The sequence below is a fragment of the Sphingobium sp. EM0848 genome (genome assembly GCF_013375555.1).
GTDB lineage: Bacteria > Pseudomonadota > Alphaproteobacteria > Sphingomonadales > Sphingomonadaceae > Sphingobium.
Window position 1 is genome coordinate 340,336 of record NZ_JABXWB010000001.1, and the last position, 13,098, is coordinate 353,433.

The 13,098-nt window shown below is 63.5% G+C and carries 14 protein-coding genes; 8 read left to right on the forward strand and 6 right to left on the reverse strand.

What is annotated here, in order from left to right; all coding sequences use genetic code 11:
- Window positions 1-126: 126 nt before the first annotated feature.
- Window positions 127-1,323 carry a Na+/H+ antiporter NhaA gene (nhaA, locus tag HUK73_RS01600; RefSeq protein ID WP_176590333.1) on the forward strand — a complete coding sequence of 399 codons (1,197 nt, stop codon included), beginning with the start codon at window positions 127-129 and terminating at the stop codon, window positions 1,321-1,323.
- A gap of 156 nt (window positions 1,324-1,479) precedes the next feature.
- Window positions 1,480-1,656, forward strand: a complete 177-nt coding sequence (locus tag HUK73_RS01605) for a hypothetical protein (protein WP_176590334.1) — start codon at window positions 1,480-1,482, stop codon at window positions 1,654-1,656.
- Between the two features lie 16 nt (window positions 1,657-1,672).
- Here the strand turns inward: HUK73_RS01605 and HUK73_RS01610 are convergent, their stop codons facing one another.
- Window positions 1,673-2,071 (reverse strand): low affinity iron permease family protein, encoded by a 399-nt coding sequence (locus tag HUK73_RS01610; protein ID WP_176590335.1) that lies wholly within the window; start codon window positions 2,069-2,071, stop codon window positions 1,673-1,675.
- A 52-nt stretch (window positions 2,072-2,123) separates the two neighbouring features.
- Between HUK73_RS01610 and HUK73_RS01615 the strand changes: the two genes are divergently transcribed.
- The 4 genes from HUK73_RS01615 (at window position 2,124) to HUK73_RS01630 (ending at window position 5,584) form a co-directional block, all read left to right on the forward strand.
- On the forward strand, window positions 2,124-2,456 hold the full coding sequence (locus HUK73_RS01615; RefSeq protein ID WP_176590336.1) for a hypothetical protein: 333 nt from the start codon (window positions 2,124-2,126) through the stop codon (window positions 2,454-2,456).
- Between the two features lie 139 nt (window positions 2,457-2,595).
- Entirely contained in the window at window positions 2,596-3,795 is a 1,200-nt protein-coding gene (gene sucC, locus HUK73_RS01620) for an ADP-forming succinate--CoA ligase subunit beta (RefSeq protein ID WP_176590337.1), read from the forward strand.
- A 113-nt stretch (window positions 3,796-3,908) separates the two neighbouring features.
- Window positions 3,909-4,658 (forward strand): electron transfer flavoprotein subunit beta/FixA family protein, encoded by a 750-nt coding sequence (locus tag HUK73_RS01625; RefSeq protein ID WP_176590338.1) that lies wholly within the window; start codon window positions 3,909-3,911, stop codon window positions 4,656-4,658.
- Window positions 4,655-5,584: an electron transfer flavoprotein subunit alpha/FixB family protein gene (locus tag HUK73_RS01630; protein ID WP_176590339.1), complete on the forward strand. Its 930-nt coding sequence runs from the start codon at window positions 4,655-4,657 to the stop codon at window positions 5,582-5,584. Before HUK73_RS01625 ends, HUK73_RS01630 begins: the two co-directional genes overlap by 4 nt.
- 74 nt (window positions 5,585-5,658) lie before the next feature.
- Here HUK73_RS01630 and HUK73_RS01635 read toward each other — a convergent pair whose 3' ends face one another.
- From HUK73_RS01635 to uvrA, 3 genes are all read right to left on the reverse strand, one after another.
- Window positions 5,659-6,021 carry a glycine zipper 2TM domain-containing protein gene (locus HUK73_RS01635; protein WP_176590340.1) on the reverse strand — a complete coding sequence of 121 codons (363 nt, stop codon included), beginning with the start codon at window positions 6,019-6,021 and terminating at the stop codon, window positions 5,659-5,661.
- A 173-nt stretch (window positions 6,022-6,194) separates the two neighbouring features.
- Window positions 6,195-6,413, reverse strand: a complete 219-nt coding sequence (locus HUK73_RS01640; RefSeq protein WP_176590341.1) for a hypothetical protein — start codon at window positions 6,411-6,413, stop codon at window positions 6,195-6,197.
- A gap of 201 nt (window positions 6,414-6,614) precedes the next feature.
- The gene (uvrA, locus tag HUK73_RS01645) at window positions 6,615-9,527 is read right to left on the reverse strand and encodes an excinuclease ABC subunit UvrA (RefSeq protein WP_176590342.1); all 2,913 of its coding nucleotides are present in this window, start codon (window positions 9,525-9,527) and stop codon (window positions 6,615-6,617) included.
- A 162-nt stretch (window positions 9,528-9,689) separates the two neighbouring features.
- On the opposite strand from uvrA, the gene HUK73_RS01650 reads away from it, so the two are divergent.
- Window positions 9,690-10,262, forward strand: coding sequence for a septal ring lytic transglycosylase RlpA family protein (locus HUK73_RS01650; RefSeq protein ID WP_176590343.1), 573 nt, complete (start codon window positions 9,690-9,692; stop codon window positions 10,260-10,262).
- 529 nt (window positions 10,263-10,791) lie between these two features.
- On the forward strand, window positions 10,792-11,136 hold the full coding sequence (locus HUK73_RS01655) for a UrcA family protein (protein ID WP_176590344.1): 345 nt from the start codon (window positions 10,792-10,794) through the stop codon (window positions 11,134-11,136).
- Between the two features lie 70 nt (window positions 11,137-11,206).
- On the opposite strand, the gene HUK73_RS01660 is transcribed toward HUK73_RS01655, so the two are convergent.
- Both HUK73_RS01660 and HUK73_RS01665 read right to left on the reverse strand, forming a co-directional pair.
- Window positions 11,207-11,950, reverse strand: coding sequence for a LytTR family DNA-binding domain-containing protein (locus HUK73_RS01660; protein WP_176590345.1), 744 nt, complete (start codon window positions 11,948-11,950; stop codon window positions 11,207-11,209).
- The gene (locus HUK73_RS01665; RefSeq protein WP_176590346.1) at window positions 11,951-13,063 is read right to left on the reverse strand and encodes a sensor histidine kinase; all 1,113 of its coding nucleotides are present in this window, start codon (window positions 13,061-13,063) and stop codon (window positions 11,951-11,953) included.
- Window positions 13,064-13,098: the final 35 nt, after the last annotated feature.

The window sequence follows — 13,098 nt, forward strand, 5'->3', positions numbered from 1 at the left end:
GATCACGCACATGACAGGAAAAATCAGAATTTCAACAGGTTAATCGGGCGGGTCGAAGCGTTCGGACTATTTGATCGCGATGATATTTTGCCTAAAGGTGATCGCTCTGATCAGGAGAAAGCAAGCATGTTGACCCGCCCGCCATCGGCGCTGCGCGATTTTCTGACCAGCGAAGCCAGCGGCGGAGTGTTGCTGATGGCGACGGCGGCTCTCGCCATGCTCATGGCCAATCTGCCGGGCGGGGCGGGGCATTTCTACCATGCGCTGGTCCATGCGGAAATCGGGCCGGAATGGACGCCGAAACTGGGACCGATGACCGTCCATCTGTGGATCAACGATGGGCTGATGGCGATCTTTTTCCTGCTGGTCGGGCTGGAGATCAAGCGGGAACTGGTCGATGGCGGCCTCTCGACCTGGGAACGGCGGCGCCTGCCGTTCATCGCCGCGGCGGCCGGCATGGCGGCGCCTGCCTGCGTCTATCTTCTGCTGGCGGCGGGGCATCCCCATCTTTCGAGCGGCTGGGCGATTCCGGCGGCAACCGACATCGCCTTTGCCATCGGCGTGGTGGCGCTGCTGGGCCGCCGGGTGCCGGCCTCGCTGAAACTGATGCTGACGGCCATTGCCATTGTCGACGATATGGGCGCGGTGGCGATCATCGCGCTCGCCTATACGCAGGGCATCGACCTGTCGGCGCTGGCCGCGGCGGCGGCCGTCCTCCTGCTGATGTTCGGCCTCAACCGGCTGAATGTTCAGACGCTTCTGCCCTATATGCTGGCATTCGCCGCCCTATGGTATTTCACCCTGCTTTCGGGCGTGCATGCGACCGTGGCGGGCGTGCTGACGGCGATGTTCGTGCCGATCAAGCCCACGCCGGGCGCGCCCGATGCCGCCGACAGCCCGCTGCATCGCCTGGAACATGCCGTTCATCCCTGGAGCGCCTATCTGATCGTGCCGCTTTTCGGCTTCGTGAATGCAGGAGTTCCGCTCGATGCCGCCGCTCTGGGTGCGCTGCTGACGCCGTTGCCGCTGGGCGTCGCCGCAGGCCTGTTCTTCGGCAAGCAGATCGGCATTTTCGGCGCCATCTGGATGGCCGACCGGTTGCGGCTGTCGCGGCGCCCCGCCGGAACGAGCTGGGCGCAAATCTACGGCATGGCGCTGCTCTGCGGCATCGGTTTCACCATGAGCCTCTTTATCGGCGCGCTGGCCTTCCCCGGCGCCCCCGCGCTGGTCGAACAGGCCAAGATCGGGATTCTCACCGGATCGTTGCTCTCCGCTATCGTTGGATATATAATCTTGCGCAGAGCAGAGATGCGTCGTTGTTGATGCTGATTATCCGTTAGACCGCTCTGCTGCTGCGTCGGGCAGAATCGCTTGTCCAAAATGGCAATGTTATTCTGCACGCCGCCACAAGAGCGAATCGCACAGGATGCGAAGACCCCAGCCAGTCCCTTTCAGCGATCAGGTAGGAGGGCGAACAAAATGCAGGAATTGGATGTCAACTATCTGCTGCACCGCCAGCAAGTGGCGTTGATCCGCGCGCAACGGAGCGGATCGGCCAAGGGCCGCGCGGCCTATGAAGATCTGGCGCGCGGTTATACCGATCGGATCGACGCCTATCGGCGTGAGAATGAAAGGCTGATCGAGCTGGCGCATTAGCCCGTCCCGCTGGTGATCAGCGCCGGGCAATGAGGCGCGCGATCGATTGGCGGTGCGTTTCGTCGCCACCGCATTCCTTCTCAAGAACCGCTTTGATCTTCTCCAGCTCCGTTTCGGTCAGATGTTCGATGCCGATGAACTCGTTCCGTGCCGTTTTGATGGCACGGATCAGTTCGTCCATCTTCGCCTGGAGCGCCGCGCTGTCCCGGTTCTGCGCATTCTGGATCAGGAACACCATCAGGAACGTCACGATTGTCGTGCCGGTGTTGATGATCAATTGCCATGTGTCGGAATATTGAAAGACCGGCCCCGTCACGATCCAAGTCAGGATCACCAGTATCGCCAGGATGAAGGCGATGGGCTGGCCCGTCCAACTGGCGACCCGATGTGCCAAAGCGGTAAAAATCCGGTCCATTGCCTGCTCCGCATTTAGCCTCTGTTCAGCCCATGCTTGCCATGAAGGCGCCATGACAACCATCCCCCTTCGTGCGCTGGCCTGTGGGCTCGGCGCTTCGCTCCTGCTCGCGTCCTGCGCGACGGTTTCACCCGAATCACGCGTGCGCGCCGGTTTGATCGACGCCGGGATTTCGCCTCCCATGGCCGGCTGCATGGCCGAAAGAATGGCGGACCGGCTCAGCATCGGACAGCTCCGCAGGCTCCAGTCGCTGGCCTCGCTCCGCAAGTCCCACATCGGCGACATGACGATCGATCGCTTCCTCTACAAGGTGCGCGCGCTGGACGATCCGGAGATTTTCGCCGTGACCAGCAAGGCTGCGCTCATCTGCGCGATCGACCGCTGATTTCGCAATAAATCGGGGCGGCGCTTTGCAAAAGTTTTGCAATTTTGCAAAGTCGTTTTGCGAAATTCGCTGGCGTTGACGTTTCGCCTGTGCTTATCCGCTGAGCATCAGTTTTCAGCGGAAAGGACGGGCGAGCCCCATGAACATCCACGAATATCAGGCGAAGGAATTGCTGGCCAAGTACGGCGCGCCGATCGCCGCCGGTTACGCCGCTTTCTCCGTGGAAGAGGCTGTCGAAGCCGCCAAGAAGCTGCCTGGGCCGCTCTATGTCGTGAAGTCGCAGATCCACGCCGGTGGCCGCGGCAAGGGCAAGTTCAAGGAACTGGCCCCCGAAGCGAAGGGCGGCGTCCGCCTGGCCTTCAACCTTGACGAAGTGAAGGCCCACGCCACCGACATGCTCGGCAACACGCTGGTCACCATCCAGACCGGCGAAGCGGGCAAGCAGGTCAACCGCCTCTACATCACCGACGGCGCCGACATCGCGAAGGAATTCTACCTCGCCCTGCTGGTCGACCGCGCCAGCAGCCGCATCGCTTTCGTCGTGTCGACCGAAGGCGGCATGGACATTGAAGAGGTCGCTCACTCGACCCCGGAAAAGATCCACACCTTCACCGTCGATCCGGCAGCCGGTTTCCAGCCGCACCACGGCCGTTCGGTCGCCGCCGCGCTGGGCCTGACCGGCGATCAGGCGAAGCAGGCCGCCAAGGTCGCTTCGTCGCTCTACGCCGCGTTCCTCGACACCGATGCCGAGCAGATCGAAGTCAACCCGCTGGCGCTGACCGAGCAGGGCAACCTCCTCGTCCTCGACGCGAAGGTCGGTTTCGACGGCAACGCCATGTTCCGTCACAAGGACATCGCCGAACTGCGCGACCTGACCGAAGAAGATCCGGCGGAAGTCGAAGCTTCGGAATATGACCTCGCCTACATCAAGCTCGACGGCAACATCGGCTGCATGGTGAACGGCGCGGGCCTGGCCATGGCGACCATGGACATCATCAAGCTGAACGGCGAATTCCCCGCCAACTTCCTGGACGTCGGTGGCGGCGCCAACAAGGAAAAGGTGACCGCGGCCTTCAAGATCATCCTGAAGGACCCGGCGGTGAAGGGCATTCTCGTCAACATCTTCGGCGGCATCATGAAGTGCGACATCATTGCCGATGGCATCGTCGCCGCCGCCAAGGAAGTGAACCTGTCGGTTCCGCTGGTCGTGCGCCTGGAAGGCACGAACGTCCAGCAGGGCAAGGACATTCTCGCGGCTTCGGGCCTGGCCATCGTCCCGGCGGACGATCTGGGTGACGCGGCGAAGAAGATCGTGGCGGAAGTGAGGAAGGCAGCCTGACGCAGCTTTTCGCCTGAACAAGACACCAAAGGGTGCGGGTGGTCCGGAAACGGGCTGCCCGCGCCCGCGTTCGCATTTGCGGGCTTGGCGTGAATGAAGGAAGGATGTTGGAGATGAAGATCCTTGTGCCCGTGAAGCGGGTGATTGACTATAATGTGAAGCCGCGTGTGAAGGCGGATGGGACGGGCGTTGATCTGGCGAACGTCAAGATGAGCATGAACCCGTTCGACGAGATCGCGGTCGAGGAAGCCATTCGCCTGAAGGAAAAGGGCGTGGCGACCGAGATCATCGCGGTGTCGATCGGCGTTGCGAAGGCGCAGGAAACGCTGCGCACGGCGCTGGCCATGGGCGCGGACCGGGCGATCCTGATCCAGACCGATGACGAAGTCGAACCGCTGGGCGTGGCCAAGCTGCTCGCCAAGGTTCAGGAAGAGGAAGGCGCTGGCCTGATCATCCTGGGCAAGCAGGCGATTGACGATGACAGCAACCAGACCGGCCAGATGCTGGCGGCTCTGCTGAACCTGCCGCAGGGCACCTTCGCCTCCAAGGTCGAGGTCGAGGGCGACAAGGTCAGCGTGACCCGCGAAGTCGACGGTGGTCTGGAAACGGTGAAGCTGAACGTTCCGGCGATCATCACCACCGACCTGCGCCTCAATGAACCGCGCTATGCCTCGCTGCCCAACATCATGAAGGCGAAGTCGAAGCCGCTCGCGACCAAGGCGCCCGCCGATTACGGCGTCGACATTTCGCCGCGTCTGGAAACGCTGAAGGTCACCGAACCCGCCAAGCGTTCGGCCGGCGTGAAGGTTGCCGATGTCGATGAACTGGTCGCGAAGCTCAAGGCTCTGGGAGTTGCCGCATGAAGACGCTTGTCTGGGTTGAACATGAGGGCGGCGCCGTCAAAGACGCGACCCTTTCCGCCGTCACCGCCGCTGCAAAGCTGGGTGAAGTGCATCTGCTGGTCGCCGGCGCAGGCGTCGGCGGTGTGGCCGAGGAAGCCGCGAAGATCGCGGGCGTGGGCAAGGTCCATGTCGCCGATGACGCCGCTTTCGGCCATGCGCTGCCGGAGAATGTCGCGCCGCTGATCGTCGAGCTGATGGGCAGCCATGACGCCTTCGTCGCGCCCGCCACCAGCAACGGCAAGAATATCGCGCCGCGCGTGGCGGCTCTGCTCGACGTGATGCAGATCAGCGATATCCTGTCGGTCGAGAGCGAGGACAGCTTCACCCGTCCGATCTATGCCGGCAACGCGATCGCGACCGTCAAGTCGAAGGACGCCAAGAAGGTCCTCACCGTTCGCGGCACCGCTTTCGAGAAGGCGGCCCGTGAAGGCGGTTCGGGCGCGGTGGAAGCCGTGTCCTCGACCGGCGACAAGGGGCTGTCGAGCTTCGTCGGCGCCGAGATCGCCAAGCAGGAGCGTCCGGAACTGACCTCGGCCAAGATCATCGTGTCGGGCGGCCGCGCGCTGAAGGACGGCGAGACGTTCGAGGCGACCATCTTCCCGCTGGCGGACAAGCTGGGCGCGGCGGTCGGGGCGTCGCGCGCGGCGGTCGACGCGGGCTATGTGCCCAACGACTATCAGGTCGGCCAGACCGGCAAGATCGTGGCGCCGGAAGTCTATATCGCGGTCGGCATCTCGGGCGCGATCCAGCATCTGGCGGGGATGAAGGACAGCAAGACCATCATCGCCATCAACAAGGATGAGGATGCCCCGATCTTCCAGGTCGCGGACATCGGCCTCGTCGGAGATCTCTTCAAGGTCGTGCCGGAGCTGGTCGAAAAGCTCTGATTGCTCGATCAGGTTTGAAAGAAGGGCGCGGGCTTCTGGTCCGCGCCCTTTTTCATGTCCCTATTCGCGGCGCCCTATTCGCAGCGTACATCGCTCTTGTCGATGGCCCGGCCCGCCAGCGCGCCGCCTGCGCCGCCCAGGATCGTGCCCAGCGTCTTGGAACCGCCGGGGGCGATGATATTGCCCAATACGCCGCCCGCTATGGCGCCGACGATGGTCCCGGTGGTGCCGTCGTCGCGCTTGCAATAATAGCGGCCGTCATTGTCGCGGTAGATATAGTCATTGTCGCCGATCTGGCGCCCGCCGCCGGGGCGGCGATGGCCATAACCATCATGGCGGCCTGGGCGGTCATAGCCGTAACGGCCGCCGTCTCCATCCGTAACGCAGGCCGTGAGCGGCAGCGCGAGCAGCGCCGCTGCCAATAGGGGGGTGCGCATGGTCTAACTCTCCTTATGTCGTCCCCTGCCGGAGGAATAACCCTTTGGGTGGAGGGAAGTTGCCGGAATTAGTCTGCCCGCCACGGCCACCCAAAAGGGGGAAGGCAGCCGGGCGGGCAGTGAATCCAGCGGCGAGAGGGTGTTGGACCGCTGGGAAAGGGGTCTGACTGGCGTCAGGATATCAGCGGGGAGGTCGCTGCAGTGGGGGTGTGAGAAGAGGACAGGTTCGGGCTGGGTGTCGCGGCGTCGCTGTCGCGGCGCTTGTCGAGTTCGGCCTTGGCCTCATTATAGCGGGCCACGAGGTCGTCCTTGAATTCAGTCAACTTGCCTTCGTCATAAAGCTTCTTGCCGACATAACCGGCAATCGCGCCGAAAATCAGGGTGCGGATCATGGGTGGGGACTCCTTGTTCCGGGGGTTTGCACGGATAACGGGCGCGGCGTGGCGTGGTTCCGGGTGGCGCGACAAGCTGTGGCCGGGGCGCGACGCGGCGGATCGGGGCGCGAAAGGCCCCCGGAAAGCGGCCAGTGCAGGCGATCAGGGCTGAATGTCGATCGGCCCTGATCTACACAGTGGTCGGCGGAGTTGGATCGATCACTCCGCCGCCACGGCTTCCATCCCCAATAGGGGCGCCAGATAACGCCCGGTAAAGCTCCGGCCGTTCTTCGCCACCTTCTCCGGCGTGCCTTCGGCGACGACTTCGCCGCCCTTGACGCCGCCTTCCGGTCCCATGTCGATGATCCAGTCGGCGGTCTTGATGACGTCGAGATTATGCTCGATCACCACCACGCTGTTGCCCTGTTCGACCAGCGCGTGGAGGACTTCCAACAGCTTTCGGACATCCTCGAAATGGAGGCCGGTGGTGGGTTCGTCCAATATGTACAGCGTGTTGCCGGTGGCGCGGCGCGACAGTTCCTTGGCGAGTTTGACGCGCTGGGCTTCGCCGCCGGACAGGGTGGTGGCCTGCTGGCCGACCTTGATATAGCCGAGGCCGACTTCCGCCAGCATCGCCATCTTGTCGCGGATCGGGGGAACGGCCTTGAAGAATTCCACCGCGTCCTCGACCGTCATGTCGAGCACGTCGGCGATGCTGTGGCCCTTGAACTTCACCTCCAGCGTCTCGCGATTGTAGCGGGCGCCGTGGCAGACGTCGCAGGTGACGTAGACGTCGGGGAGGAAGTGCATCTCGATCTTGAGCACGCCGTCGCCCTGGCAGGCTTCGCAGCGTCCGCCCTTGACGTTGAAGGAGAAACGGCCGGGCTTGTAGCCGCGCGCCTGCGCTTCGGGGAGGCCTGCGAACCAGTCGCGGATGTTGGTGAAGGCGCCGGTATAGGTTGCCGGGTTGGAGCGGGGGGTGCGGCCGATGGGCGACTGGTCGATGTCGATCACCTTGTCGCAATGTTCGAGGCCCGTCACCTTGTCATGGGGGCCTGCGACGATGCGCGCGCCGTTGAGGGCGCGGGCCGAGGCGGCGTAGAGCGTGTCGATGGTGAAGCTGGACTTGCCCGACCCCGATACGCCGGTGATGCAGGTGAAGGTGCCGAGCGGGATCGACGCGGTGACGCCTTGCAGGTTGTTGGCGCGGGCGTTGTGGACGGTGAGCTTCTTGCCCGTGCCCTTGCGGCGCTTGGTGGGGACCTCGATGCGGCGGGTGCCGTTGAGGTAATCCGCGGTCAGGCTGTCCTTGTGGGCGAGCAGCTGGTTGAGGTTGCCCTGCGCGACGATGGTGCCGCCGTGGACGCCTGCGCCCGGTCCCATGTCGACGATATAGTCGGCGGTGCGGATCGCATCCTCGTCATGCTCCACGACGATGACGGTGTTGCCGAGGTCGCGCAGGCGTTTCAGGGTGATCAGCAGGCGATCATTGTCGCGCTGGTGCAGGCCGATGGAGGGTTCGTCGAGGACGTAGAGGACGCCCGACAGGCCGCTGCCGATCTGGCTGGCGAGGCGGATGCGCTGGGACTCGCCGCCGGACAGGGTGCCGCTGGTGCGGTCGAGGTTCAGATAGTCGAGGCCGACATTGTTGAGGAAGCCGAGGCGCTCGACGATTTCCTTGAGGATGGCCCTGGCGATCTGGTTCTGCTGATCGTTGAGGTGGGTGGGGAGGGTCTGGAAGAAGCGGAGCGCGTCGACCACCGAGCGGCGGGTAGAGAGGGAAATGTCCTCGCCCGCGATCTTGACGGCGCGGGCCTCCGGTTTGAGGCGGGCGCCGTTGCACGTCTCGCAGGGCATGGCGGTCTGATATTTGCTCAGTTCCTCGCGCATCCACGCGCTGTCGGTCTGGAGCAGGCGGCGGTTGAGGTTGCCGATCACGCCTTCGAAGGGTTTCTTGACCTCGTAGCTCTTCTTGCCGTCGACGAAGCGCAGGGTGACGGGCTTGCCTGCGGTGCCGTGGAGGATGATGATCTTCACCTCCGGCGGGAGGTCGGCCCAGGGGGTTTCGAGGTCGAAGCCGAACTCCTTGGCGAGAGACCCAAGCACCTGCATATAATAGGGGCTGGGCGGGTTGGATTTGGCCCAGGGGACGATGGCGCCCTTCTTGAGCGTCAGGGCTTCGTTGGGGACGACCAGTTCGGGGTCGAACTCCTGCCGCTCGCCAAGGCCGTCGCAGGCGGGACAGGCGCCTTGCGGGGCGTTGAAGGAGAAGAGGCGCGGCTCGATCTCGGGAATGGTGAAGCCGCTGACGGGGCAGGCGAATTTCTCGCTGAAGACGATGCGGTTGGCGGGGATGCCTGCGCCTTTCAGGTTGCCGCCGGATTCCGCTTCATCTTCCCGGCCGGGGACGACGCCATCGGCCAGATCGACATAGGCAAGGCCATCGGCCAGTTTCAGCGCCTGTTCGAAGCTGTCGGCGAGGCGCGTGGACATGTCGTCGGTGACGGCCAGGCGGTCGACCACGACTTCGATGTCATGCTTATATTTCTTGTCGAGGGCGGGCGCGTCCTCGATCGCGCAGAGTTCGCCATCGATGCGGACGCGGGTGAAGCCGGCCTTCTGCCACTCCGCCAGTTCCTTGCGATATTCGCCCTTGCGGCCGCGCACGACGGGGGCGAGCAGGTAGAAGCGCGTGCCCTCTGGAAGCTGCATCACGCGGTCGACCATCTGGCTGACGGTCTGGGCGCTGATGGGCAGGCCGGTCACGGGCGAATAGGGAATGCCGACGCGCGCCCAGAGCAGGCGCATATAGTCGTAGATTTCCGTGACCGTGGCCACCGTCGAGCGCGGGTTGCGGCTGGTCGTCTTCTGCTCGATGGAAATGGCGGGGGAGAGGCCCTCTATATGCTCGACATCGGGCTTCTGCATCATCTCCAGAAACTGGCGCGCATAGGCGGAGAGCGACTCCACATAGCGGCGCTGACCCTCGGCATAGATGGTGTCGAAGGCGAGGCTGGACTTGCCCGAGCCGGACAGGCCCGTGATGACGATCAGGCTGTCGCGCGGCAGGTCGACATCGACGCCCTTGAGATTATGTTCGCGCGCGCCGCGCACGCTTATGGTGGTCAGCATTCGGTAAACCTCTGCTGAGAAATCATAGTGAGACTCATGGGGTCGTGTTGTTCCAGATTTGTTCTTCGGGGGCAAGGCTTCGTCGCGCGAAGATAGGGTGCGTGCGACGAAAGGAAAAGGTGGCGGCTTTTCTCCGCCGGGCCGCTGGGCTAGGGCCGGGGGATGAGCGGGATTTCGGTTCGGATGCGCCATGCGGTGCTGGCGGCTGCCATGACGCTGGCGGCCTGTGGCGGTGGCGTGAAATATCGGCCGGTCAGTGACCTGCCGGTGCGGGTGGGCAAGCCCTATACGGTGAAGGGCGTGACCTATGTGCCGGCGGCGGACCCGAGCTATGACTATCTGGGCTATGCGAGCTGGTATGGGCATGAATCCGGCAGTCAGACCGCCAATGGCGAGCGTTTCGTTCCCAAGGCGGTGACGGCGGCGCATACGACCCTGCCCCTGCCAAGCTATGTCGAGGTGACGTCGCTGGACACCGGACGGACCATATTGGTGCGGGTGAACGATCGCGGGCCTTTCGCTGGGCGGGGGCGGATCATCGACCTGTCGCGGGGCGCGGCGGAGCAGCTTGGGATCAGGGCCACTGGCCATGCGCCGGTCAGGGTCCGCCTGGTGGAGCCGCCGGAAAAGGACAGGCGAAAGCTGCGCGACGGCAAGGAGGCGCCGGTGCGGCCCACGGTCGATGAAGGGACTTTGGCCAATTTGCGGGCGCAACTGGCGGCCCAGCCGCGCTGATGTCGTTCGTGGAAGCCCGTCGTCGGTTCGTCGCCGCTGGATGCCGCCGGGCGGGGCGGATGAACGGATTATCGAATGAGGAAAACGGTTCCTTTACGCCAAGTCTATAGTGCGATCCGATAGCAGGATGATCCGATACGGCTTGGCCGGATCGATGCCGTCTGGCTGATAACAGCTTCAAAAGATTCCGGAGAGCCCGACAGCTTCCTGGATACACCCCCGGCCTTTTCCCTTGCGCCGGGGGTGTTTTTTATGGGCCCGTTCGTCTTCATATTGTCGTTTTACGCTACGGAAAGCTTGTTTTTCTCACGTATAACAGTCGTTCGTCTATCCTTGACTGCATTTGGTCGAGGCAAGCGTCGTTGGCCGATGCAACTCGGCATCGGTCGAAAGCGAAAAGCGGCGCATGTCCATCGGGCGTAAAGGACAAAGCTGCGAAGACAGAGGCGATGATCTGTTCTGAAGGGCCGCTCTTCTCTTCGCTGGAAGTCCGCTGCGAGCGGACGGGGAACAGTTGAGGAGATATGCCATGATCGTTGCGAAAATGATCGCTGCCGCCAGTGCCGCCGCTCTGTTGGGCGTTGCCGCGACCGCGACCGCCGCTGAATTTGAATCCAACGGCAAGATCGCCGAGGTTCGCTATCATGATCTGGATCTGTCGAGCGCGAAGGGCCAGAATGCCCTGAAGGGCCGGATCTGGCGCGCCGCCTGGAAAGTGTGCGAGCATGGCACGACCTCGGCCGAGGTCAAGAAGTGCCAGTCCGTGGCTGCGGCCCATGTGCGCAGCAATGTGGAACTGGCGATTGCCAAGGCCAATAATGGCGAACGCTATGCCGATATGGGCAAGGACAAACCGCTCGGCGCCGGCAACTGACATTTCGGTTTGGTGATGCGCGAAAGGCCCAGGGCGACCTGGGCCTTTTTGCATTGCCAATTTATAAGGTTTACCGTCCCGTCATCGCGCGGGCGTTGGCCAGATAGGTGCGCCCGATGCGGATTTCGGTGTCGTCGGCCAGGCAGGCTGACCAGACACCACTGCCGTCATGGCGCAACCGGGCGATATATTCGCGGCGCACGATATGCGACCGGTGCAGGCGGACGAATTGCTGCGGGTCCAGCCGGTTTTCCAGCGAACTGATCGTCTGGTGCAGCAAATAGCTGTTTTGCCCGACATGCAGCCGCATATAGTCGCGCTCCGCCTCGATCCGGTCGATCTGGACGGCGCCGAGGCGGATCAGGTCCGAACGATGCGGCACCCAGAATTCTTCGGCCCATTCGCTCTCGACCGCCCGGCTGGTCGCGGGGGAGGGGGCGGCGCGGTTGCCCAGCGCCTGTTCCACCCGGTCGATCGCGCGGGCCAGGCGCTCATGCGCGACGGGTTTCAGCAGATAGTCGACCGCCGCCAGATCGAACGCCTCGACCGCGAACCCCTCGAACGCGGTGACGAAGATCACCGCCGGGCAGATTCCCATGCGAGAGGTTGCCCGCGCCACGCCGATGCCGTCGAGCAACGGCATGGCGATGTCCAGCATCACCAGATCCGGTTCCAGCCCCTCGATCAGGCGCAACGCTGCTTCCCCGTCGCTCGCCGTGCCGACAAGGGCAATGCGCGGCTCGCGGGCGCAGAGCATCTGCAGCCGTTCGACCGCCAGCGGCTCATCGTCGACGATCAGGGTACGGATGGTCATTCAGCTGCTCCGCCGGATGATCGGAAGGGTAAGATTGACCGCAAACCCGCCGCTCGGGCGCGGACCATAGTCGATCCGGCCCTGATCGCCAAAGCGCGCCGTCAGACGGTCCCGCACATTGGCGAGGCCAATGCCGTTGCCCGCATCGGCTTCGCTGGGTGGATGATCGCCATTGTCGATGACGCTGAGGTGCAGCATGCCGTCCTCTTCCCGCGCGGCGATGGTGATCGTCACGGGGCTGGAGGTGCGCGACACGCCATATTTGATCGCATTTTCGACCAGCGGCTGGAGGATCAGCCCCGGCACGCAGGCGCAGAGCAGCCCGTCCGGTATCTGGATGCTGGTCGACAGGCGGTCGGGAAAGCGCACCGCCTCAATATCCAGATAGAGTTTCTGGAGATGCACTTCCTCCTCCAGCGACACATCCTCCAGCGGATCGCCAGTGAGGCTCGTCCGGTAGAAATTGGAGAGGGAAAGGATCATCTGCTCCGCTTCGTCGCGCCGGTCCTTCATCACCAGCGATGACAGCGAGTTCAGCGTGTTGAACAGGAAATGCGGGTTCACCTGATAGCGCAGCGACCGCAGTTCCGCCTGTTGCGCGGCGCGTTCCAGCCGGTCGGCGCGGCGTTCCACCCGATGCGCTTCGCTGGCGTAGGAGAGCGCGAGATACAGGCCCGCCCAGGCCGCGAGGAAGAAATAGCGGCTGATCGCGTCCTCGACGATCTGCATCAGGGCGAAACCCTGTTCGTTGGCATATTTCTGATAGTCGGCATCGGGGAAGAGCGATGCCGGATCGTAGATGTTGAACACGTAGAAATTGGCCGCCGCCGTCGCCAGCGCGAACGGCGCCGCAAGGCTGAAGGCGGCGACGATGCGCGCGGTCAGCGGCTTGCCGTCGAAGCGGCGCAGGCAGAGATAGAGGACCCAGGTGACGACGATGCCGATTACCGTCACCACGGCGCGGCGCGCGGCCATGGCTCCCTGCGCCTCGAACCCCATGACGGAGGCGCGCAGCGTCACCAGCACCGCATAGAAGAACCAGAAACCCAGTATCGAATAGAGTGCGACCGTCGGCGGCACGCCTGGCTCGCCGTCTTCCATCTTTATGTTCATGGGACCAGTCTAGGCCAAGCGGCGGGCGCTGTCGC

Bases quoted from the DNA above. Each gene is read 5' to 3' on its own strand.
- HUK73_RS01650 (WP_176590343.1), top strand. From the start codon at position 9,690: ATGAGCGGGATTTCGGTTCGGATGCGCCATGCGGTGCTGGCGGCTGCC.
- HUK73_RS01660 (WP_176590345.1), bottom strand. From the start codon at position 11,950: ATGACCATCCGTACCCTGATCGTCGACGATGAGCCGCTGGCGGTCGAA.
- HUK73_RS01655 (WP_176590344.1), top strand. From the start codon at position 10,792: ATGATCGTTGCGAAAATGATCGCTGCCGCCAGTGCCGCCGCTCTGTTG.
- sucC (WP_176590337.1), top strand. From the start codon at position 2,596: ATGAACATCCACGAATATCAGGCGAAGGAATTGCTGGCCAAGTACGGC.
- uvrA (WP_176590342.1), bottom strand. From the start codon at position 9,527: ATGCTGACCACCATAAGCGTGCGCGGCGCGCGCGAACATAATCTCAAG.
- nhaA (WP_176590333.1), top strand. From the start codon at position 127: ATGTTGACCCGCCCGCCATCGGCGCTGCGCGATTTTCTGACCAGCGAA.
- HUK73_RS01665 (WP_176590346.1), bottom strand. From the start codon at position 13,063: ATGAACATAAAGATGGAAGACGGCGAGCCAGGCGTGCCGCCGACGGTC.
- HUK73_RS01630 (WP_176590339.1), top strand. From the start codon at position 4,655: ATGAAGACGCTTGTCTGGGTTGAACATGAGGGCGGCGCCGTCAAAGAC.
- HUK73_RS01635 (WP_176590340.1), bottom strand. From the start codon at position 6,021: ATGCGCACCCCCCTATTGGCAGCGGCGCTGCTCGCGCTGCCGCTCACG.
- HUK73_RS01610 (WP_176590335.1), bottom strand. From the start codon at position 2,071: ATGGACCGGATTTTTACCGCTTTGGCACATCGGGTCGCCAGTTGGACG.
- HUK73_RS01605 (WP_176590334.1), top strand. From the start codon at position 1,480: ATGCAGGAATTGGATGTCAACTATCTGCTGCACCGCCAGCAAGTGGCG.
- HUK73_RS01640 (WP_176590341.1), bottom strand. From the start codon at position 6,413: ATGATCCGCACCCTGATTTTCGGCGCGATTGCCGGTTATGTCGGCAAG.
- HUK73_RS01625 (WP_176590338.1), top strand. From the start codon at position 3,909: ATGAAGATCCTTGTGCCCGTGAAGCGGGTGATTGACTATAATGTGAAG.
- HUK73_RS01615 (WP_176590336.1), top strand. From the start codon at position 2,124: ATGACAACCATCCCCCTTCGTGCGCTGGCCTGTGGGCTCGGCGCTTCG.